Below are 23,292 nucleotides of genomic sequence, written 5' to 3' on the forward strand. Positions count from 1 at the left end.
TATATAGCCTATTTTATCACAAAAATTTACTTAAAACAAGAAAAACAAAAAACTTCCAAAATAATAATATTTAAATTCATATTATTTGGAAGTTTAAAAATTTATTTTTTTCTTTAATTACTTTAATTACTTTATTAATCACTATTGCTCACTCGAAATCATAACGGTTTTTATTTTTTTATTAAATTCATAACTAGGGTTTATTATAATTCCCCAAATAAGTTTAATGTTCTTATATTTTATAACATCCGTAATCCCTTGTGTAATTTTCTGAATATCTGATAGCGGTACATCATTTCCTGTTGTAAAACTAAGCAAAACTCTTTTTGCATCTCGAATTTCCCCTTCAAATAAATTTTTCTTTTTTATCTGCATCAAAATCCCTTCCACCGCTGTTTCGCCAAATCCCTCTCCCACACGAATAACAGTATCTCGTGAATTATCAAGCACAGCTCTTACATCCAGCAAATCAATATTCATCAAACCAACTTCAGCTAAAATATTTACAATACATTCAATCCCTTCTTTAATAAGCATATTAGCTTGACCGTAGGCTGAACTTAATGGTTTTCTTTTGTCAACATAATTATAAAGTTTTTCATTCGGAATAATAATAAGACCATCTGTCAATTTTTCAATCTTTCTCATCCCAATACTCGCAATTTTCATTATGTCAAATCCTTCTAAAAAAAACGGTCTAGCAACAATCGTTATCGTAAATATTTTAAGCTCTCTAGCTACTTCCAAAATAACAGGTGTTATCCCACTCCCAGTTGCTCCACCAACTCCAGAAATTAAAAATAAAATATTTGTCCCTTTTAAAAGCTCATAAAATTGTTCATAACATTGAAGTGCAATTCTTTCAACTTGCTCTCTACTACATTTATCAAGTCCTGTATCCAAAAAAATTTTTTGATTAGCCATGCTCGATTCAGAATTTTCAAGATTAGTATCTATTGTTATATATTCAACTTTTCTAATTTTTTCTTTAATCATATAATTAACAAAATTAATTCCCATTCCCCCGACTCCAATAATTTTTGTAGCCATAATATCTTTATTCAATTTAATATTACCTCCTTTCTTTTTTGTATTTTTATATAAAAAACTGTATTTGTTAAGTTAATATATTTTTTAATTTTTTAAATTATTTAATTTGCTATACTTCTTTATTTTATCAAAAAAATATGGTATTTGTCTATTATTTTTTTACAAGTTAGGTATTGTTTTATTTAAATATTAATTATTAATGTTTAATTTTTTGTTTTTTTATAAAAAATAATGTCCGATAATATTATTTGGATAATTAATTGATTTATTTATAAATTTTTTTTCAAAAAAAAATCATACTTTATTTTATAAATTAAATAATAATTTTAAAAAAGTATGATTTTTATTTTTAATTAGAAAAAACTAGTAAATTGCTCTAAATCCTATTCCACCTCTAATATTTTTTCCTTTTGTGTCATATCCTGCATTTACTGTTAAACCTAATCTTGTATTGTCCAAACCTATATTTAAGTCAAATTTTCCGTTTCCGTGTCTATCTTCTTTTTCATTTCTCAAGTTGTACCAATTAGCATTTGTATATCTCACTCTTGCTTGATTTAATTTATTTATTTTACCTAATTCATTTTCATATGCAGCTGATAAACCTACTGAAAGTTGAGCTCTTTGAGCTATTGGCTGAATGTACTTGAATTCTGCTCCAATTTCCGGTTTTATTGAATAATAATCATTTCCGGCCACTTCTAATCTAACTTGACCTGTATTTTCTTTAATTCCATCAAATCTTCCGTATTCCAGTTTTAATGCTCCATACGGTCTTAAATGCATTCTTTGTGTTAATCTTATATCATATCCCAAATCTGCTTTTAATGCCGCTCCATACGAATAATAATTAGATTTTGCTTCAAAAGTGTCGTCAACTATCCAGAATTTACGCTTCATTTCATTTCTTGCCGCAAATACATCTCCCGCAACTGTCAATTTTAAACTTCCGTTATCATCTGGTGACATTGATTTAAACAATCCAGCTTTCAACATAGTCTGATCTTCTCTTGATCCACCCAAATCTTTAAATTTAAAATGGTTGTTTATCGCTCCAGCATACCATCCAATGCTATTTCCAAGTCTAACTGCTTCATCTTCGTGAACATAAGCCACTCCATAAGCATTATTTGTATAATCAATTACTCCAGCAGTATCTGTATTATATTCATCTCTTTGTCCAAACACTTTTATCTTATTATTTTGTTTAGATGGATTTCGCCAGTCATTGTGCAAATAATTAAACTCTTTGTCCAGCAATCCTCCAGTTTCATAAATTCTCTGCTGAGTATTTGAATACTCGTAACCTTTCATTTCATTTACAGCTTGAGCAAATATATGGGGTTCACCTTTTCCAATACCATTTAATTTATTAAACAGAAGTTTTTCCCTTCCATCAGCTTCAACTCCATATCTTTGTTCCAAACCATCTAAGAAATTATATGTATCAGGATCATCACTACTTGCAAAATCAGTGTAAGGAACTTTTACCAAATACAATCTGTCAATTAATCCTGTTTTTTTAGATTTTACAGGTTGCGCAAGCCAAGTTAAACTTGCCGAATTTACATTTAAAGTAGTTCCAGTTGTAACAACTTGTTTTAATGCTTTATTGTACGGATCTATCAAATTTTCCTGGATTTCTATAGCTTTAGCTCCAGTATAATTTGCAGCTTCAGTTCCAATAAGCAGATTTATATCAGTAAGACCTTTTAAATTTTCAAGTCCTTGAATCGGATTTGTTATATTTATTCCAGATGTATCAACATACATTCCAAGGCTAGACGCTTCAGCTAAAGAACTATCTCCAATAGTTGACAAATCCAATGTTCTAAATGTATTGTCTGTAATTTGAACTTGTTTTGCACTAGGTGCAGCTGCATCTGTTGTCACAACTGCTATCGCATTTGGATTTATTCCAGTTAATGTAACTCTGTGTGGATCTGAAGCAGGTGGTGTTTTTATCGACACGCTTCCTTCATTTTTCACATCCGTTGCCGTTCCATGAACAACTGTTCTTGTAGAACTATTTTTCCCTTTAGTTCCACTGACATCTGTATCTATTGCATCTGTTGAAACTACGCTTGAATTATCTGAGTAAACTCCCATATTATTCGAACCTTGAATATTTATCGTACCGTAGTTTTTAATAGTTCCGCCGTTTACTACGACAACCCCTTTAATTCCTTTACCATTTGCTGTTGGAGTTGTCTGAATTGTTCCATAGTTGATTCCTTGCGCATTTTGGTCAATATACATTCCAACCGTATTATTTCCGCTTAAGTTAATTACACCAGTTGCAGCATTTATCGCTTTTGAACCGCTTCCAACCGCATACATTCCAATACTTCCATCTTTTGTCACATTAATTGTACCTTCATTTACAATATTTCCCTGTCTTGAAATATTTCCAGAAGTTTTATTATAATATCCTGTCGCCATTCCAATTCCATATTTATCTGCTCCAAGACTAGTTGAACCGACATTTATCACACCACTTTGTCTATTCGTAGCAGTCGCTCCGTCAAATGAATAAATTCCAACATTTCCAATCCCTGAATTTGTTGTCAAGTCAATAGTTCCATAATTGTCAACATTCTGTGCAGAATAAATTGCGTAGCCATTATTAGCAGTCGTAGTTATATCTGTATGATTTTCAATTAATCCACCTTGTGTAAACGGTGCTGCCGAATAAATATATACCGAATTTTCTCCCACAGTTGCGGTAGTTAATGGCGCTGTCACAAGATTTACAGGAGCGTTTTTCGCCGTGATCAAATATCCAAATGAATCATTTGCTCCAACTGTCATATTCACATTTCCATAGACATCCGTCAAAGATGTAGCGCCATCTTCAATATAGACTCCAACAGCGTTGTTATTTCCAACATTTATCGTACCTGAAGTTAAATTAACGCTTGGAGATAAAGCATAGGCCCCTTTTGAATAAATTCCAACTCCGTTATCTCCGACATTTATCACACCGCCAGTCATATTTACATTTTTCCCATAAATTCCATATGAACTTTTTCCAACATTAATTGTACCACTCGTAGTTATCGGAGTATTTACATCATCTGTATACATTCCAATTGATTCATTTCCTTGTGAAGTATCTGCCACATTAATCGTTCCAGCATTAGTCAATTTTGATTTATTTGTTGCAAACATTCCAGCTGACTTTGTTCCATTTACATTAATAATTCCGTCCGTATCATTTAACAAAGTTCCGTTATCCGCACCCATTCCAATTGCATTATTACTTCCATTCATCACAATTGTTCCATTATTTACAGCATTTATGTCAGCTAAAGTTCTTGCGTCAGTGAGACCTGTGCTATTATTTTTCACATAAATTCCAATTGCTGCGTCATTGTCCATTGTAACTACTCCACCCTGAGCATTTTTAACATTTACAATTCCATTTTTTCCTGCTAAATAATATGGTTCAGTTGAAGGATCTACAGGATTTCCAGTTGCTGGATCAATTCTGTATGAAAGACCTAAAATTCCTATTGATTTTTCTCCGCCAACATTTACTGCTCCGCTATTTGTTACAGGTGTACTATTTGTTGCATAAATTCCAATCGCATCTGAATTTGCTCCATTTACTGTTCCTTTTTCCACATTCACCGTTCCTGTATTTACAATTCCTTTTACATTTGCAAAATCAGCATAAAGTCCAATTCCACCTTTATCTGTTCCATCTGTTCTATCAACACTTACTGTACTGCTATTGTTAATTCCTGTCATATTGTTAGTCTTAGAATTTTCACTGGCACTTATTGCAATTCCTACAGGAACTGTTAGTGATTTATCAATTGAATTTAATTGAGCTGTGTCAAGTTCTGCTTTTAATGGTGCTGCAACATTTATTAATGAATTTTGATAAAGCAATCTTTTTGTAAATACTTCACTATCTGAACCAACTGTCGAATCTGATTTATCAATATCTCCTGTTATATTTATAATACCACCATCAACTACAGCATATTTATATTTATAATTACTACTTGTTGGTGTAAAACTTGGTGCAGGTGTTCCAAGCAACTGTTCTTTTAAAGTGTTAGGAGAAGTCATATTTGCTACATTTAATGTAATTGGTGAACCTGTTGAATTTTTTAAATCTGCAACTATTACATTATCAGATTGCACATCAATTGTAGTTCCTGTTAAATTTACAGAATTACTTCCATTTACATCTCTAACATATCCTATTGCATTACCATTTAATACCAAAGTTCCATTTTGTAAACTTATTGTACCACCATTATTAGTATAAAGAGCATAACCTGAACCACTGTAATTTACTTCTCCATTATCTAAAACTATAGAACCATTATTTATTGAAGCTGCTGCTACTCCTGTATCAGTAGCTTTAATTTTGTTATAATTAGCTTTTATAGTTGAACCATCAGAAAATAACCCAAACCCAGCATATACTTGTGTATCTTTTCCTGCCTTATCTTTTGCCCTTGCTCCCGTTATATCAATGTTATATTCGCCAGTACCATGTCCAAAAGTATTAGTTGATGTTTGTCTAATATCTACTTCACTTCCAGTTTTTGCATATACACCTCCAACATTTTTAGTAAGTGTTTTTGTTGTTATGTCATAAACAGGATTTCCACTGCTAATTTTACCTTTTATTTTAAGACCACCTGTTGTATCATTTGTCTTTACTTTTGCTCCTTCAGCTGTATAAATAAAAATACTATCTTTTTGTGGATCAGTTTCTGTTTCAATACTTTTTACTTCTACATCATTATCATCTGTATGCCCTTGCGCATAAATAGCAGAATTATTACTTCCATCATTCAAAACCATTTCACTCTCAGAATACACACGCCCTTGTTTATCTTTTACTACAATCCCAGTATTATTTTCTCCTTTAATTTCTATACTACCTGTTCCCAAATAAACAATAGTCGGTTTTCCATCAGAGCCTACAGGATATACTCCAACATTATTACTTCCACCTAATTTTATATAATGTCCTTGTAAATCTATATCTGAAGCTGAATAAATTCCTGCTGAACCATTATTATCATTAGCATTGCCATTAGTTTGAACATCAACTGCAAATTGTCCTGTTACAAAAGAACCTTTTTTTGGTAAATACAATCCTGCACTTGATTCTCCATATATAATTAATGGATGTGACGAATTTCTTGCGTCAATTTTATCTGTGAATTCAGATGTCAATTTATTATAATATCTATTTCTATTATTATTACTATCACTATTATTTGAACTGTATGTGTGTGTAGTAAGTTTTTCCTGATCTCCACTACTTTTTGCGTCGCTAAAATTAAGATGTAGGTCTACTCCACTAGCGTTATTTACAAATATTCCTGCTGTATTTTTTCCATGTGTAGTTAAACTTCCTTTATTTGTAATACTTATATGTCTATGTTTTGAGGGTAAAAATAAAAACATAGCTGTACTATCTGTTTTTGTAACTACTGAACCAGTATTGTAAAAATGCTGATTATTGACATTTCCATGATCTACCGCACTATCTGGAGAAACTAAAAACACAGCATGTTGAGTTTCTTTTATATTTTCATCTTTTTCCAATGTTACATTTCCAGCATTCATAACAACACCATTAGCTTCAAAACTTGTTCCACCACCACTATGATCTGAATGTTTATAACTATGTGTAAATATTGCTTTTGGACCTTTTATCGTAATATCTCCAGTATTAGCAAAAACATTATAATAAGGATCTTTATCTACTTTTGATGAATTAGCATTTGTTTTTTCAATATCAGTAAAAACATTCTTATCAAATGATATTTTAGAATCATCTAATGCTTTTTTTACATCTTCCATTCCAATTCCACCATGCACATCTTGATGGACAAGTTCAGCATAAGTAGTTGAACTAGTAAAGTTACTAACAGAATAATCAATATTTGACGAATTTAATGTAACTCCAAAATTTTTATGAAGAAAATTTCCATTACTCTCTCCGTCACCATTTACTTGAAAAAAGGCATTTCCAGGAGAAGCTATAATATTATCTTTAGTATATGAAGTTCCATAAGAAAAATTTTGCATTCCTGTTACAATACCCAATTGAGTTACTTTATTAATTTCATTAACTTTTACATTTTGAACATCATAACTATAATTATCATCGTTTCTTCTAATTGTAATCTTTCCACTATCTAGTGCTACATCTTCCATTACAGAATTTCCATTACTAGCAAATGCTCTTACTCTTTCAGAACTTCCCCGTGAAGCTGAAGTAATGTCTAAATTAATATTAATATTAGGATTAGGTGCAGCAACATTAGGAGTTACTGGAGCACTAACATTTCTAGCCTCAAACGCCGGTAAAGCTCCCAACTTCACATCCAACGCCAAATTTGCATTTTTCAACAATGGATCTTTTGGTGTCAATGAAGCTGATACTGGGATTGCTGCGTTTGGTTCTCTTTTCATTAAAAGTTTTGTTGTGTTTCCGTAAAGGTTTTTTGAAGTTGAAGAATACTGATACCTGTCAAGTGAATTACTTCTCTTATATTTTTCTTCTTTTAATTTATCGCCACGACCCTTATATTTTCCAGTCCAGTTGTTGTTGAAAGTGTTTATTCCATATTGCCAACTGCTCCAAGGGGATTTTACCACATGATCTCCTTGTTCCATTAACTGAATAAGTTCCATATTTGAATTTTTTAGAAGTTTTTCGTTTTCTCTTCTCGCTTTTTTAAAGTCACTTCTCATCGCTGTGATGGAATAATTAATTTCCTTTTCTGCTTTATGTATTCCGTTGTCAAGTGATGAATCATTTACTGCCACTGCCGAATAAGAATTGATACTTGCAACAGTTACTCCTGTAAGCAAAAAAGTATACACCGCTGAATCTGTGTATTTAAAATCTTTGTTTCTTTTAGCATACGCTTTTAGCTCTTTTTGAAGCTGTCTTAAATCGCTGTCTACCATAAATATTTTTTCCTTTCTAATTAAAAATTTGGTAAATTTTTTATTTTATAATTTTTTTAAAACAAAATAAAATAAGTATTGTTCTAAAATTTTTATTGAATTATTTTTATAATACTTTCATTTTATACATTTTATCAAACTCCAAACTTTTTTTCAACTTTTTTTTATCTTATTATAAAATAAAATTTTTTTCTTTTTTTCTTCTTTCTTTCTTTAATTTATTTTTTTTTATAATTTATATTATTTATATTTTTAAAAGTTTTAAAAGTGTGGTATAATATTTAAAAATTAAATATGATATGAAAGGAGATAAATAAAATGAATTTTGAAAATCTGAAAGAAAAATTAGATAAGAGATATTTTAAAATAAGCGAATATTTTAACGATTCTTTTGATATTTTTAAACATCTTTTTAAAAAAGAAAAAAAGTTTATTGCATTCTTTTTGGTTTCTTATTTAGTTCTACAAATCATTTTAACTTATATCAACAGTACGAAATTAAACATTAGTGATTTCACACTTATATTTTTATTATTATTGCAAATAATTATAAATTCAGTAGGTATTCAAAAAGTTGGCGGTCTTATAGAAATTAGCAACAAAAAAATTTCAATTTTTAAAACAATTAAAAAAAGTTTTATAGTTTACTTTTATATAATGGGAATCAGTGTAGTTTTGGATTTTGTAAATAATTCTATGATTGGTATTTTACTTATTTTGTTTTTATTTTTTAATTCCTTATTTTTTGTTCATCTAGTTTATTTAAGGGATTTAGATTTTATTCAAACTGTAAAATATAATTTTTATTTGTGTAAAGGAAATCGAATTAGACTACTTGTACCAGTTATAATTTTAATTTTATTTTTTTACTTTATATTTTTACCAATAAAATTTATTTTTGGAATAGTTCCAAATACTTCTATTTTAAGTTTAGGATTTATTTTCAAACTTATTTTAACTATATTTTCAAGTTTATTCAATCTAATTTTACTTACAATGGCAACTTTAATTTTTTTAAATGTACTTTATATGGATTTAAAAAATCTAAAAAAAGAAGATTCTATTTCAAAAAAAAATCTTGAAAATGATAATAAGAATAATGATGATAATTACAAACTTTCTGAATAGAAACTAAGTTTTTGTAAAAATTTCTAAGTTAATTATAACTTTTTTTTGTTATAATAAATTATAGGATAATATATTAATTAAAATATGTATTAATTAAAATAATAAAGAAAATAATAAAAAGAGATAATAAAATAAAAAATAAAAAATAAAAAATAAAAGGAGAAAAAAATGTTAAAATTTAAGAAATCAATATTTATTTTACTTTCATTTTTAGCACTTGGAAGTTTCTCATTTGCCGCTTACAACACCAATGTCATGGCAAAAAGAACTAGCGAATATTCAAGTGCTTCTGCAAGAGCTATGTCTTCATACTATGGCACAATTTCAAATGTAAATGTTTCTGGAAATACTGCCACAATAAAAGAAACTGGACAGCCTTTCACAGGAAATTACATCGAATACAATGAAATTGGTTCAGTAAGAACTATAAGACCTTACAAAAATGGACTTTTAGACGGTGCAATGTATTTGTACTTTGACAATGGAAATTTATTAAAAGTTACAAATTACACAAATGGAAATAAAGACGGAGAAGAAATTGAATTTTATGGAAATGGATATTCAAAATCAATAAAAACTTATAGAAACGGTGTTTTAAACGGCGTTGCTTACGATTTTGATGAATTTGGAAGACCTGCAGGTTCAGTTGAATATGTAAATAATTCAAAAAATGGAAAAGAAGTAAAACTTTCAAATGGTGCTGTAATCGCTGAGAGCACTTATCAATATGGAAGATTAAACGGACCTGTGACTTTATATAACACAAATGGAACAGTTCGTATGACAGGAAGTTACGCTTCAAACTTGAGAAACGGTCAATGGACTTGGAACTATGAAAACGGATCAAAAAGATTAATCGAAAGCTACAACAACGGAGTTATTTACCAAGTTACCGGTTTCAACAGAGATGGCTCAAAAGAGCGTGATATAAGATTATCCAATGGAAGTGGAGAATTTACCCAGTATTATAGCAACGGAAAAGTAAAAGCAAAAGGAACTTTAAGAAACTACAAACCTTACGGAAACTGGAACTTTTACAACAATCAAGGCTATGTAACTGATACACAAGGATTTTATTAAAAAACTTCATAAGAAATAAAATTTTTTTGTCCTTTTTTTTAAAATATGTTATAATATGTTAATATATTTAATATATTTAAGAATAATTAAAATTATTTTTTATATTTTATATTTTAAAGGAGGGTTTAAAATGAAAAAATTAATATTCTTCATTTTGCTTTTTACAAGCATTCTAGCGTTTTCAGAATTAAAAGATGGAACTTATTCAGTTGAAAAGCAAGATGACACTAATTATGCGACTTTTGTAAAATTAATAGTGAAAAACAACAAAGTTATCGGAGTTCAATACGATAAAAAAAATGCTCAAGGGAAATTATACTCAATGGACAATCCAACATTTAGAGATCAGTCACTTGTAACTTCAAGAAAATTTGTAAGTACACAAGATATAAATGATATAAGCGATTCAAATTTTAGAGAACTTGTAAATTTCTTATTAGAAAAAGCAAATAATGGTCAAACAGGCGATTTTAAAAAATAGTAAATTTTAAAACTTTAAAAATTTTAAATGAGGAGGTATTTAATGGATTTAAAAAATGAAGATAAGTCTGTTAGTTTTACAAGTTCTGTAGCAACGACAAAACTTGGGAGTGCAGTCTGTGAAACAGTTTTACCAAGTGTTCCACTTCAGCCACTTGATATTATCGAAAAAAGTATCCAAAAAAAATATCGTTCAGAACTTTGGTCGCCATTTATTCGTGGACTAAAAGAGTTTGAAATGGTAAAAGATGGCGATAAAATTGCTGTGGCAGTTTCTGGTGGAAAAGACAGTCTTTTACTCTCAAAATTATTTCAAGAGTTAAAAAGAGCCAGTAAAACAAATTTTGAAGTTGTGTTTATTTCAATGAATCCTGGTTTTAACGAAATAAATTTACAAAATTTGAAAAAAAACTTAAATCATTTAAATATTCCTTGTGAAATTTATGATGACAATATTTTTGAAATTGCTGAACAAATTGCAAAAGATTATCCATGTTACATGTGCGCCAAAATGCGAAGAGGAAGTCTTTACACAAAAGCCACTTCGCTTGGTTGCAACAAACTTGCGCTAGGACACCATTTTGACGATGTCATCGAAACTACTTTAATGAGCATGTTCTACATGGGAAAATTTGAGACAATGTTACCAAAGTTAAAATCTGATAACTACGATATAGAATTAATTCGTCCACTATTTTATGTTGAAGAAAAATCAATTATAAAATGGGTTAAAAATAATGGAATTCTTCCAATGAACTGCGGTTGCACAGTAGCTGCTGAGAAAACTTCCAGTAAGCGCCGTGAAACAAAAGAATTAATTGCACAGCTTGTAAAAACTAATCCTGATATAAAAAAAAGAATCGTTCAATCAATGCAAAATGTCAATTTGGAAAAAATATTGGGATGGAAGGATTCTAACGGAAAACATTCATATTTGGAAAATTATTAAAAATTTTACTTTTATAAAAATTTTTGAAAATTAAAAAATATAAATTAAAAAATTTAAAAAATAATAAAACAAAAAAATAATAAAAATAAAGAAAAGAAAATTTTAAAGAAAAATAAAAGAAAATAATAGAAGAAAGGATCTTTAAATTTTGAAAAGTTGTGAATATATTATTCAAACAAAAAAAGAAAATATTGACTTTATAAACAAAATTGTGGAAGCATACGATGGACTTGGAAATGTCAGAACTTTAGATAATAAAAAAGGACTAATTAAAATAATTACAAATTCATTTCTTTTGGATGATATGGACAAAGTTTTGAAAAAATTAAAAGAACACGATGTTTTCATTGAAGTTCTTGAAAAAAGAGAATGGCTCGGAGTACTTTAATCCAAGCCATTTTTATATTTAATAATTTTTAAAAAATCTAACTTTCCAAAATTTCAATAAAATTAATAAATTCTTGAACAGAAAATTCTTCTGCTCTAGCTAGTTCTGTTTTTCCAACTTTTTTCAAGCATTCTTTTACAAAATCTTTTGAAAATCCTAAATTCGATAAATTATTAGAAATGCTTTTTCTTTTATTCGAAAACGCTTCTCTCAAATATTTAAAATATTTTTTTTCTAAAATTTGACTTTCATATTTTTTATCTTTCAAAATTTTTATTCCTAAAAAAGCTGAATCAACTTTTGGAATTGGATCAAATTTTTCTTTTGGAACTGTAAATAAATATTCTGCTTCAGCGTAAAACTGCACTGCATGAGTAAGCAAACTCATATTTTTACTATGTGGCTTAGATGAAATTCTCTCCGCAACTTCTTTTTGAACCATTAAATAAATTTCAGAAATATTTTCTCTATATTCAATCAATTTATTTATAATCGGCGAAGTTATGTAATAAGGGATATTTGCCACAACTTTCACATTTTTCTTATTTCTCAAAAATTCAGATAAATCAACTTCCAAAAAATCTTTATGAACCAAATCGAAATTTTCATATTTCCCAAATTTTTTTTTCAAAATTGGAATCAAATCGTCATCTATCTCAAACGAAGTCAAAAATTTAGAATTTGTTATCAATTTTTTCGTCAAAAATCCAAGTCCTGGACCTATTTCCAAGACTTCTGTATTTTTATCAATACTTGCTATATCTAAAATTTTATCAGATAATGAACTGTCATTTAAAAAGTTTTGACCATATTTTTTTTTAGTAACATAATTTTTATTATGATTATGATTATAATTATGATTATGATTATAATTTTTTTTTATTTTTTTCAAAATTTCTCCTTTAAAATACTCAAAAATAAACTATTCAAAAACTGATGGTTCTGCGATTCCAATATATTCAAGATTTCTATATTTTTCATCAAAATCTAAACCATATCCAACAACAAATTCATTCGGAATTTGAAATCCAACATATTGAACTTCCACTTCCACTTCCCTTCTTTCAGGTTTGTCTAAAAGTGTACAAAGTGATACTTTTTTAGGATTTCTGCTACCTAAAATTTGTAAAATTTTCTTTAATGTAAATCCTGAATCAATTATGTCTTCCACGACTAACACATTTTTCCCACTTATCGTACTTCTCAAATCTTTTAAAATTTTAACTTCTCTAGTAGTGTGAGTTCCTTCGCCATAACTAGACGCTTCAATAAAGTCAATTTCAAGCGGCAACTTTATCTCCCTAATCAAATCAGCCATAAATACCACTGACCCTTTTAACAATCCAATTACTATTAACGGAGCATCTTCATTCTTAAAGTCACGAGTTATTTTTTCTCCCAGTTCTTTTACTTTTTTTGAAAGTTCTTCTTTAGTTATCAACTGTTTTTTTATTCCAAATTCAAAATTATTATTCATTTTTCTCCTTAATTTTATTTTTTTGTTATTATTTTTTTATTTTATTTTATTTAATTAATAAATATAAAAATTAAATATAGAAAAAGGAGCAAATTATGCCCCTTATTTTAAATTAAAACTATTATTTAACTTTTTCTACCAATTTTGCAAATTCTGCAGGATTGTTTAATGCTAAATCAGCTAAAACTTTTCTATCTAATTCAATACCAGCTTTTTTAAGCCCGTTCATGAATCTTGAATAAGAAACTCCGTTTAATCTGGCAGCGGCATTAATTCTAATAATCCATAATTCACGCATTTTTCTTTTTTTCTGTTTTCTATGTTCAGTTGCGTAAGCCATTGCTTTTTTAACTGCTTCATTAGCTTTTCTATAATTTGATTTTATTGATCCTCTATAACCTTTTGCTTCTTTTAAAACTTTTTTATGTCTTTTTCTTCTAACTATTCCTGTTTTTACTCTTGGCATTTTTTTTCCTCCTTGATTTCTTAAATTCAGCCTATTTTTAATCTCTTATTATTTTTTAACTAACTATCTTCCTTCTTGTCCAGCTAAAACTTTTTTGATTTTTCTTTCTGCACCTTTAGGAACAATCGCATCTTGTCCTAATCTTTTCTTTCTCTTATGAGATTTTTTAGTTAAGATATGACTTTTTCCTGAATGTTTAATAGAAATTTTTCCACTTCCTGTAACTTTTACTCTTTTTTTTGTTCCTTTATGTGTTTTCATTTTTGGCATTTTTTTTCCTCCTTAAAAATTAAATTGCTCTTTTATTTAATTTTATTATTTTTTTGGTGATAATAAAATAAATTTTTGCACTTGTTCTTTTCCATATTTTTTTTCTACAACAGCAAGTTCCTCAAAATGACTTGCAAATTCATCCAACACTTTGATTGCAGAATCTGCATGTAATCTTTCTCTACCTGTAAGTCTTAAACTAACTTTTACTTTATGGTCTTTTTCAATGAATTTTTTAATTTGAGAAATTTTTGTTGCTTTATCATGCTCATCAATATGAGGTTTTATTCTAATTTCTTTTACAACAATATTTTTTTGCTTTTTCTTATTTTCTTTTTCTTTTTTTGTTTTCTCATATTTAAATTTTCCATAATCCATAATTTTACAAACAGGTGGTGTTGCATTTGGTGAAATTTCAACTAGATCCAATTCTTTCTCCGCCGCAATTGCCAAAGCCTCACGAACAGACAAAACTCCAAATTGTTCTCCGTCATCACCAATGACTCTTATTTCCCTTGCTCTGATTCTTTCATTCATTCTAGGTTCATCAAATTTATTAGTTCCTCTTATAAAGAACACCTCCTAAATTTATTAAATTTCTTAAAATTAGAATTTAATCAAATAAAAAACAAGATATAAGAAACATCTTGCTCAAAATAGTTATTAAAATTCATATATCAAAAAATTTGATATTAAAATATATATTTAAAAAATAACTATAAACCTAACTCATCTCAAAATTTTTAAAATACATGATGGAAAGGTGAGAAACAACATTTCTACTTCTAATTTAATATTACTAAATAATTCTATCATACTTTTTATATTTTTGCAAGTATTTTTTTATATTTTGTTTTACAACTCTCAATTTTATTTTTTTATATTTATTTTTTTAGTTCTTTACATTTAAAAATTTTGTGATATAATAAAGAAAAATTCAAAAGAAAAAAAGGAAGGTGGTCAAATGAATCAAGTATTTTCAAGATTTTCAATGTTAGTCGGAGAAGATAATATAAAAAAATTGCAAAATTCAAAAGTTATTATATTTGGAGTTGGAGGTGTTGGCTCTTATACGGTTGAAGCTCTTGCGAGAAGTGGAGTTGGTCATATTACGATGGTCGATTTTGATGAAATTTCAGAATCTAACATAAATAGACAGCTTCATTCACTTCACAGTACAATTGGAAAATCTAAAACAGAAGTTATGAAAGCTAGAATTTCTGATATAAATTCTGAATGTGAAGTAGACCTAATTAAACAATTAATTTATACTTATGAAGATATAGAAAAAATATTTGAGAATCAAAAATATGATTTTGTCGTTGACGCCATTGATGTTATTACAAGCAAGGTGAATTTAATTGAATTTTGTGTAAAAAACAAAATAAAAATCGTATCTTCTATGGGATTTGGAAACAAAATGCATCCAGAGATGATTGAGATTGCAAAAATAAAGAATACTTCGGTTTGTCCAATGGCTAGAACAATCAGAGGAATTTTGAAAAAGAAAAGAATTACAGATGTTCCTGTTGTTTTTTCAAAAGAAATTCCACTTGTTCCAAATAAATCTGAATTATTTAAAGAGGAGTTGCCGACAGAATTTAGAAAAAATAACGAAATGCCAAGAAAATCGACTCCAGGAAGCAACGCATTTGTGCCAGGAACTGCTGGACTTGTTCTTGCTTCTTATGTCGTGAGAAAAATTTTAGAGATAAAATAAAATAAAACATAATAGATATTGAGGTGATATAAAATTGGAAATAAATAATAAAAAATTTAGTAAAAAAGATTTAACTATTATAATTTTAGTTGTATTAGGAATACTTTTATGCATTTTCGGATTGATGGATAAAATTTTTGAGCACACAGTTTTTGATTTTTTTAAAAACTTGACTCGACCTTATTTAGATAAAACTTATAAAGAGTCGCAAAGATTGTTTTTAACTCTTTCGCTTTTAAAAGGAGCGGCAGATGTCATCGAAGGAAGTACTGTCAATGTAAATATGATTTTAGGAATGCAAATTGAAGTTGGAGATATAATTCAACCTGTTTCCGATATGATAAATATCATTTGGAAAATTTCTCTAGCAAGTGTCGTAGTTTTAAAAATTCAAACTATTTATCAAGAAATTTTTCGAGTAAAATTGGCTACAATACTTATATTTACTTCGCTAGTTTCTTATTTGCCATATACTGTTTTCAAAAATAGCGTTACGGAAATATTTAAAAAAATCTCAAAATATGCTTTTTTCGTTTTAATTTATATTTATGCAGTAATTCCTGGAACAATTTTTGTAAATTCTATGATTTCAAATTATTTCGAAAAAGAATACAAAACTCCTGCAATTGTCCATCTAAACCAAAATTTAACTAAACTTAACAATGTAAAGGACAGTATGCTCTCTTTAGACCAAAACAAAAGTATTTTTAACATTCCTGGTCAGATAGACAGTGCAAAACAAAAAATTAATAATTTTTCAACAGAAATTAATAATGTTTCTCACAGCATAATGGAAAATGCACCAATTATAATTGGAATAATTTTACTTACGAGCATTGTTTTCCCTTTACTTTTGATGATTTTACTCTACAAACTGACAAAATCTATTATTTTTGAGAAAATCTTAAAATCTTAAATTTAAAAAAATATGCTTTTAAATTTTTTATTAAAAGCGTATTTTTTATTATTTGAATTGAAAAAAAAATAAATATATATTATAATAAGATGTAATAAAAAATAGAAAGAAAGGATAAATAAAACAGAAAGGAAAGATTTAATATGTTCATAAACACTTTAAAAACAGGATTTTTGATGTTTGCATTAGTCTTTTTATTCACATTTATTGGGGGACTTTTAGGAAATCAGCAAGGTGCTTTAATTGGTCTTTTAATTGCTGCCGCAATGAGTTTTTACAGCTACTGGTTCAGCGATAAAATGGTCATAAAAGCATACCGTGGTCAGCCAGTTACAAGCGCCTCTAATCCAAGATTATATAAAATTGTCCAAAGATTAGCGCAAAATGCAGAACTTCCTATGCCTAAAATATATATCGTCCCTGAAAGACAGCCAAATGCATTTGCAACTGGAAGAAATCCTCAAAATGCAGCAGTTGCCTGTACGCAAGGACTTTTGGAAATAATGGACGACAACGAACTTGCAGGGGTTTTAGGACATGAACTTGGTCATATAAAACATCGTGATATTCTAATTAGTACAATTGCTTCAACTTTTGCAGGTGCCATTGCAAATATTACAAGATTTTTACCTTATTTTTCAAATTCTGGAGATAATCGAAGAAAAAATAATAATGTAGGTTTAATTATGCTTGTTTCAATACTTGCGCCAATAGCTGCAATGATTATTCAAATGTCGATTTCAAGAAAAAGAGAATTTATGGCTGATGAAGCTGGAGCAGAATTTTCTGGAAATCCGTTGTATTTAAGAAATGCACTTATAAAATTGGAAAATTACAGTCAAGCCATTCCAATGGAAAACCAAAATCCTGCAACGGCAAACATGTTTATAATAAACCCACTTGCAAATATCGGCAAACTTCAAGATCTTTTTAGAACTCACCCTGCAACTGAAGATAGAATAAGAGAACTTGAAAAAATGGCAAGACAAAAAAACTTATTATAAAATTATTTAAAACAATTAAAACAAAAATATAAAATGGAGATTTAGTTTATGATTAGTACATTTGCTTTTTTATCGCTACTTTTAATATTTGTAAGAATTTATTCTATTTTATCGCTACTATTTTTAGATCAAAATAGAACAAAATTTGCAGAAAGAGTGACGATTTTAACATTGCTGTTTGAAGTTTTAGTAATATTTCTTTACACTTTTTTCAGCAATTCATTTAAATTTTTACTTCCCCCAGTTTTTATGCTTATAAAAACTTCGAAGTTTTTTATATTTAAAAATTTTTCTTTATTATTTTTAATATATTCTATTATAAATATATTTTTGATATTTACATTTAATTCCCAAAGTATATTTAAATTTATAAACAGATTTTTTATTGGAGTTATTTTACTTACAAATATTATTTATGGATTTTTATTAATAATGTAAAAAAAAAGATTGTCTTAAAAGTTAAACTTTTAGGACAATTTTTTTATAAAATTATTTTTACATATTATCTTGCTTTTCTAAAATTGCATTTACTTCTTCAACAATAATATCAGGATTTAATCCATGAGCTGCAATTCCTTCTCCAAGAGTCTCAGCGCTTGAAATTATGCAACCTACACATCCAAGACCATATCTCATAAGAACTTGAGCAATAATTGGATAATTTTCTACAGCTTCCATAATATTCATATCTTTTGTTACTTTTGGTGTTACCATTTTTTTCATCTCCTTAAATTATAATTTGAATTTCAAATATTTTTAAAATTATTATTTTTTTATAGTATATCAAATAAAAATTATTAAGTCAAATAATTTTTGTATAAAATAAAGATAGAAAGTGAACTACTCCCGCTTTCAGAAGCGGGAGCTTCTTGGGAAGTATCTGCTTTTGCTAGCCAAATATATTTACCAAGCTCTTCGGGCAGTCCCTGCCCTGTCTTCTTTTATTTTCCTAATATTCCAACATCAATTTTCCAATGTTTTTTATATTCAATGCCGCATTGTAATCTCTATCAATTTCAATCCCACAGCACTCACATCTATAACTTCTTTCTGTTAATTTCAGTTTCTCTTTAATGTTTCCACATTTACTGCAAGTTTTCGATGACGGAAACCACTTATCTATCTTCAAAAATTGTTTTCCTAAAAACATCAATTTATACTCAAGCATTCTCAAAAACATTCCCCATCCATTATCTCCGACACTTTTTCCAAAATTTAATGCCTGGCTCATCCCTTTCATATTCAAATCTTCGACAACCACAGCATTATATATTTCAGACAATTTTTTCGATAATTTATGCAAAAAATCTCTTCGACAATTTTTGATATACTCATGTAATTTTGATATTTTCATTTTTTGTTTATACCAATTTTTAGAAAATCTCACTTTTCTTGATAATGATTTCTGTAATTTTTTCAATTTTTTCTCCAGCATTCTAAAATATTTTGGATAATCAGCTCTTTGGTTTTCAGAACTGACAAATAATTCAGACATTGAAAAATCAAGTCCAATTACTTTATCATTACTTGGTATTTTTTGAATTTCTTTTTCAAATTCTGTCAAAACCGAAACATAATAACTTCCATTGCTGTTTGTCAATGTTACCGACTTTATTTTATAATCCTTTGGTATTTCTCTATGATATTTCAATTTTACTTTTTTCAATTTTGGCAAAACTAAATATTTGTTTTCCTCAATTCGTATCGAATTATTCACACAATTTGTCGTGTAACTTTTAACACTAGTCTTTTTAGATTTGAACTTTGGAAACTTCGCTCTCTTTTGAAAAAAATTCGTAAACGATCGTTTTACATTCAATTGAGCATTTGAAAGTGCCAAGCTGTCCACTTCTTTCAAAAATTGATTTTCACTTTTCAAACTGGCAGGTGTAATTATTTTATTTTTTCCAGTTTCTTCATAAATTTTATTCGCAATATGCAAAATCGTATTGTAAACAAAACGAACACATCCAAAAGTCTTATTTATCAACAATTCTTGCTCTTTATTTGGATAAATTCTGTATTTGAATGCTAAATTATATTTCATAAAATTACACCCCCTTTTGATTTTGAATATTATTTTAATTATTTTTTTAGAAATTTTATTATTTATAACTTCTCTTCAATATTTTATACAAAAAAAAAAGCAATTCATCTCCCGCTTGTAGAAGCCGAAGACTTCTTGCTATCTTTTGTTAAAAAGGATTGAACGAAAATCAATTCAATCCCACATAAATTTATTTATATTTTTTGCTATTAACTATCTAATTATTTAATTATTTAATTATTTAATTGCATCTTCATATCTTTTAGCAACTTTATCCCAATTAATTACATTGAAAAATGCAGAAATATAATCAGGTCTTCTATTTTGATAGTTTAAATAATATGCATGTTCCCAAACATCAATTGCCAAAATAGGTGTTCCTTGTGAACAACTGCAAGGTGTAACATTGGACATAAGTGGACAATCTTGATTTGCTGTTGAAGTAACTTTTAATTTACCTTCTCCGTTTACTACTAACCAAGCCCATCCTGAACCAAATCTTGTTGCTGCAGCTTTTGAAAATTCATCTTTAAAATTTTCAAAACTTCCGAATGTTTCTTCAATTTTTTCTAATAATTTTCCTGTTGGCTTACCACCAGCATTAGGCCCCATTATATCAAAATATAAATTGTGGTTATAAAATCCTCCACCGTTATTTCTAACAGCTCCTCTAATTCCTTCTGGCAATGCATCTAAATTTTTTAAAATTTCTTCAATTGGTTTTTCCAAAAACTCAGGCGCATTATTTTTTAGAGTTTCATTTAAATTGTTTGTATATGTCGCATGGTGTTTCCCATAATGTATTTCCATTGTCTTTGCATCTATATTTGGTTCCAATGCGTTAAAATCATATGCTAATTCTATTTGCTTAAACATAATTATCACTTCCTTTTTTTGTATATAATATATTTTAACATATTATTCTTATAAAATCAATAAAAATTTATATTTTTTATTGATTTGTTATTATTACATTTTTAAACAAATAAAATACTGATTTTTTTTACTCTTTCACAATATAACCTACACTTCTTACAGTTCTTATGATTTTTTCATCATATCCTTTGTCAATTTTTGTTCTTAAAAAGTTTACATACACATCTACTATATTACTTTCAGAAACAAAGTCAATATCCCATATTTTTTCTGAAATCATTGTTCTTGTAAGTACTCTATTTTTATTTCTCAAAAAATATTCTAATAATAAAAATTCTTTATTTGTTAACTCAATTTCATTTCCAGCTCTTTTTACTTCTCTATTTGCAGGATTTAATGTCAAGTCATATGCTGTCAAAATTCCCATTTCATCTTCTGTTAATTTTTTATTTAGAATTCTAACAATCGATTTGAATTTTGCAGAAATTTCTTCCAATCTAAAATCATTATAAACATAGTCGTCTATTCCGTTTAATAAGGCTTCTGTCTTTGAATATCTGTCATCTTGTTCTATTGATAAAATTATATAGCTTTGTCTTTTATATTTTAACACGCTGTCGATTGAATACTGAAAATCTTCAAATGAATTTGTGTCTAAAAATGCTATGTCCAATGCTTCATTTTTCATAGAATCCAACAATTGTTCTTCTGTTTCTGCCAATATTACATTGAAACTTAATTCTTTTAATAGTTGTCCAACAACCATTCTCGTTTTTTCATTTTGTTAAATACTAGTACTTTCATTTTCGTCTCTCGCTTTCTTTATGTTATTTGAAATTTTTTGTTAGCTTGTCACTTTTTTTATAATTTTTTCAATAATATCGTTCATTTTTCTTGAGGCTAATGAATCGTTTGAAATAAACGGCAATCCATTATCACCTGATTCAACAATATTGGCATCTAGTGGTACAGAACCTAAAAATTCTGTTTTTGTTTCTTTTGCAACTTTTTCTATCCCACCTTTTTTAAATATATGTACTTCTTTATTACAGTCAGGACACACAAATCCACTCATATTTTCAATCATTCCCAAAACATTCAAATTAATCAATTTTGCAAATTTCAGCGCTCTTTTTGAATCTAAAATCGAAACATTTTGTGGTGTTGAAACTACCAAAGCATTTGCCCCTTTTATATTTTGTGCAATGGCTAATGTTTCATCTCCAGTTCCAGGCGGCAAATCGACGATTAAAAAATCTATCTCTTTCCATTCAATTCCTTCTAACAACTCCATTATTGCAGTCATTTTTTGAGGTCCTTTCCAAATTACAGGATCATCGTCAGGAATGAAAAAACTTAGTGAAGAAATATACAAATTATCCGAAACTTTAAGCGGCTCAGAAATTTTAGAAAGTTTTTTTCCTTCCACTCCAAACATAATTGGGACATTTGGACCATGTAGATCTGCATCTAGGACGCCAACTCTATATCCTTTGATTGATAGTCCATAAGCTAGATTTATTGCTGTAGTAGTCTTTCCAACTCCTCCTTTTCCGCTCATTACAACTATTTTATGCTTGATTTTATCCATCTTAGCATCTATTTTCTGCTTTCTTTCCAACAAAATAGCATTTTTGTCTGGCACAGTTTTTCCTCCTCTCTTCTCAATTTTATCGTTAAAACCTTCTCTACTTTATTAAACCATAATCTTAATAAAAACTCAAGTTATTTTTTCTAAAATTTGTATTTTTTTTTAATATTTATTTTTTTTATTTTTATAAAATAATACTGGACTATTTTTTTAGTTTTTTATATAATATTTATATAAAATTTTAAATTAAATTTAGAAAGATTTAGAAAAAATTAGAAAAATTTAGATTAGAAAGGATTGTTATTTATGAAAAATAAGATTTTAAAAAATTATAATAAAAAAATTTTACTTTTTTTTATTTTTTTTATATTTTCTTTAGTCTTGTCTGCACAATCATCGGCAGAAAAATATAAATGGTATTCTCCCAGAGAAATAATTGAAAATATGGATAAATTGCAGCCTGGAGATATTCTTGTACTATCCAAAGGTTCAAGTTTTCGAACTATGTGGGGACATGCCGCCATATTAAATGAGCACAAAAAAATTGTGGAATTTCCAACATATTCAATTGGATACAGTGAAAGTCCACTCTACACTTGGCAAAATTTAAAAAGAGAAGTTGCTGTATTCAGATTAAAAAATATTGACGATAATTTTAAAAAAGCTCTTTTTCACGAAATGGATGAAACAACCACAAAACCTTATGGAATAACTTTTAATAAAAACTTTGACAAAAGACTTTATTGTTCACAATTTGTCTATATTGTATTTAAAAAAGCTGGACTCAGAGTTGGAAAAAATATCAATCTTGACTCAAATGGTGGTGGAATGGTTATGCCTTATGATATTATGAATTCAAATCTTCTTGAAAATGTTATTTTTTAATAACTAAATAT

The 23,292-nt window shown here is 28.0% G+C and carries 21 protein-coding genes; 9 read left to right on the forward strand and 12 right to left on the reverse strand.

Annotation, left to right across the window (positions count from 1 at the left end; all coding sequences use genetic code 11):
* Positions 1 to 141: 141 nt before the first annotated feature.
* On the reverse strand, positions 142 to 1,065 hold the full coding sequence (locus J5A73_RS04625; protein WP_249069411.1) for a cell division protein FtsZ: 924 nt from the start codon (positions 1,063 to 1,065) through the stop codon (positions 142 to 144).
* A 348-nt stretch (positions 1,066 to 1,413) separates the two neighbouring features.
* The gene (locus J5A73_RS04630) at positions 1,414 to 8,004 is read right to left on the reverse strand and encodes an autotransporter-associated N-terminal domain-containing protein (RefSeq protein ID WP_211617063.1); all 6,591 of its coding nucleotides are present in this window, start codon (positions 8,002 to 8,004) and stop codon (positions 1,414 to 1,416) included.
* A 318-nt stretch (positions 8,005 to 8,322) separates the two neighbouring features.
* On the opposite strand from J5A73_RS04630, the gene J5A73_RS04635 reads away from it, so the two are divergent.
* The 5 genes from J5A73_RS04635 to J5A73_RS04655 all read left to right on the forward strand — a co-directional run bounded on the left by J5A73_RS04635 (position 8,323) and on the right by J5A73_RS04655 (position 12,029).
* A complete protein-coding gene (locus tag J5A73_RS04635) occupies positions 8,323 to 9,132 on the forward strand; it encodes a hypothetical protein (protein WP_211617065.1) in 810 nt (269 codons plus the stop codon).
* 168 nt (positions 9,133 to 9,300) lie between these two features.
* Positions 9,301 to 10,212, forward strand: a complete 912-nt coding sequence (locus J5A73_RS04640; RefSeq protein WP_211617067.1) for a toxin-antitoxin system YwqK family antitoxin — start codon at positions 9,301 to 9,303, stop codon at positions 10,210 to 10,212.
* Positions 10,213 to 10,342: 130 nt separating this feature from the next.
* A complete protein-coding gene (locus J5A73_RS04645; RefSeq protein WP_211617069.1) occupies positions 10,343 to 10,693 on the forward strand; it encodes a pheromone cAD1 o protein in 351 nt (116 codons plus the stop codon).
* A gap of 42 nt (positions 10,694 to 10,735) precedes the next feature.
* Positions 10,736 to 11,641 (forward strand): ATP-binding protein, encoded by a 906-nt coding sequence (locus tag J5A73_RS04650; protein WP_211617071.1) that lies wholly within the window; start codon positions 10,736 to 10,738, stop codon positions 11,639 to 11,641.
* 145 nt (positions 11,642 to 11,786) lie between these two features.
* Positions 11,787 to 12,029, forward strand: a complete 243-nt coding sequence (locus J5A73_RS04655) for a DUF4911 domain-containing protein (protein ID WP_211617306.1) — start codon at positions 11,787 to 11,789, stop codon at positions 12,027 to 12,029.
* Positions 12,030 to 12,066: 37 nt separating this feature from the next.
* Here the strand turns inward: J5A73_RS04655 and rsmA are convergent, their stop codons facing one another.
* The 5 genes from rsmA to infC form a co-directional block, all read right to left on the reverse strand.
* Positions 12,067 to 12,912: a 16S rRNA (adenine(1518)-N(6)/adenine(1519)-N(6))-dimethyltransferase RsmA gene (gene rsmA / locus J5A73_RS04660; protein ID WP_371813424.1), complete on the reverse strand. Its 846-nt coding sequence runs from the start codon at positions 12,910 to 12,912 to the stop codon at positions 12,067 to 12,069.
* 39 nt (positions 12,913 to 12,951) lie between these two features.
* Positions 12,952 to 13,506 carry a hypoxanthine phosphoribosyltransferase gene (hpt, locus tag J5A73_RS04665; RefSeq protein WP_211617075.1) on the reverse strand — a complete coding sequence of 185 codons (555 nt, stop codon included), beginning with the start codon at positions 13,504 to 13,506 and terminating at the stop codon, positions 12,952 to 12,954.
* A 121-nt stretch (positions 13,507 to 13,627) separates the two neighbouring features.
* Positions 13,628 to 13,972: a 50S ribosomal protein L20 gene (gene rplT, locus J5A73_RS04670; RefSeq protein ID WP_211617077.1), complete on the reverse strand. Its 345-nt coding sequence runs from the start codon at positions 13,970 to 13,972 to the stop codon at positions 13,628 to 13,630.
* Positions 13,973 to 14,035: 63 nt separating this feature from the next.
* A complete protein-coding gene (gene rpmI, locus J5A73_RS04675) occupies positions 14,036 to 14,242 on the reverse strand; it encodes a 50S ribosomal protein L35 (protein WP_094080515.1) in 207 nt (68 codons plus the stop codon).
* A gap of 45 nt (positions 14,243 to 14,287) precedes the next feature.
* Positions 14,288 to 14,821: a translation initiation factor IF-3 gene (gene infC / locus J5A73_RS04680; RefSeq protein WP_249069413.1), complete on the reverse strand. Its 534-nt coding sequence runs from the start codon at positions 14,819 to 14,821 to the stop codon at positions 14,288 to 14,290.
* 385 nt (positions 14,822 to 15,206) lie between these two features.
* Between infC and J5A73_RS04685 the strand changes: the two genes are divergently transcribed.
* From J5A73_RS04685 to htpX, 3 genes are all read left to right on the forward strand, one after another.
* Positions 15,207 to 15,962 carry a ThiF family adenylyltransferase gene (locus tag J5A73_RS04685; protein WP_211617079.1) on the forward strand — a complete coding sequence of 252 codons (756 nt, stop codon included), beginning with the start codon at positions 15,207 to 15,209 and terminating at the stop codon, positions 15,960 to 15,962.
* A 34-nt stretch (positions 15,963 to 15,996) separates the two neighbouring features.
* Positions 15,997 to 16,878 carry a hypothetical protein gene (locus tag J5A73_RS04690; RefSeq protein ID WP_249069414.1) on the forward strand — a complete coding sequence of 294 codons (882 nt, stop codon included), beginning with the start codon at positions 15,997 to 15,999 and terminating at the stop codon, positions 16,876 to 16,878.
* A 143-nt stretch (positions 16,879 to 17,021) separates the two neighbouring features.
* Positions 17,022 to 17,882, forward strand: coding sequence for a zinc metalloprotease HtpX (gene htpX / locus J5A73_RS04695; RefSeq protein WP_211617081.1), 861 nt, complete (start codon positions 17,022 to 17,024; stop codon positions 17,880 to 17,882).
* A gap of 495 nt (positions 17,883 to 18,377) precedes the next feature.
* Here the strand turns inward: htpX and J5A73_RS04700 are convergent, their stop codons facing one another.
* The 5 genes from J5A73_RS04700 to J5A73_RS04720 form a co-directional block, all read right to left on the reverse strand.
* A complete protein-coding gene (locus J5A73_RS04700; protein ID WP_211617083.1) occupies positions 18,378 to 18,596 on the reverse strand; it encodes a DUF1858 domain-containing protein in 219 nt (72 codons plus the stop codon).
* A gap of 235 nt (positions 18,597 to 18,831) precedes the next feature.
* Positions 18,832 to 19,929: an RNA-guided endonuclease TnpB family protein gene (locus J5A73_RS04705; RefSeq protein WP_211617085.1), complete on the reverse strand. Its 1,098-nt coding sequence runs from the start codon at positions 19,927 to 19,929 to the stop codon at positions 18,832 to 18,834.
* A gap of 237 nt (positions 19,930 to 20,166) precedes the next feature.
* A complete protein-coding gene (locus J5A73_RS04710) occupies positions 20,167 to 20,805 on the reverse strand; it encodes a superoxide dismutase (protein WP_211617087.1) in 639 nt (212 codons plus the stop codon).
* 127 nt (positions 20,806 to 20,932) lie between these two features.
* Positions 20,933 to 21,571: a response regulator transcription factor gene (locus J5A73_RS04715; RefSeq protein ID WP_211617089.1), complete on the reverse strand. Its 639-nt coding sequence runs from the start codon at positions 21,569 to 21,571 to the stop codon at positions 20,933 to 20,935.
* A 78-nt stretch (positions 21,572 to 21,649) separates the two neighbouring features.
* Positions 21,650 to 22,450: an Mrp/NBP35 family ATP-binding protein gene (locus tag J5A73_RS04720; RefSeq protein WP_249069416.1), complete on the reverse strand. Its 801-nt coding sequence runs from the start codon at positions 22,448 to 22,450 to the stop codon at positions 21,650 to 21,652.
* Between the two features lie 252 nt (positions 22,451 to 22,702).
* Here J5A73_RS04720 and J5A73_RS04725 point away from each other — a divergent pair, with 252 nt between their 5' ends.
* Complete coding sequence (locus tag J5A73_RS04725) at positions 22,703 to 23,281, forward strand: YiiX/YebB-like N1pC/P60 family cysteine hydrolase (RefSeq protein ID WP_211617091.1); 579 nt, start codon at positions 22,703 to 22,705, stop codon at positions 23,279 to 23,281.
* Positions 23,282 to 23,292: the final 11 nt, after the last annotated feature.

Source organism: Leptotrichia sp. oral taxon 218 (genome assembly GCF_018128225.1).
In the GTDB taxonomy this organism is placed as follows: domain Bacteria; phylum Fusobacteriota; class Fusobacteriia; order Fusobacteriales; family Leptotrichiaceae; genus Leptotrichia.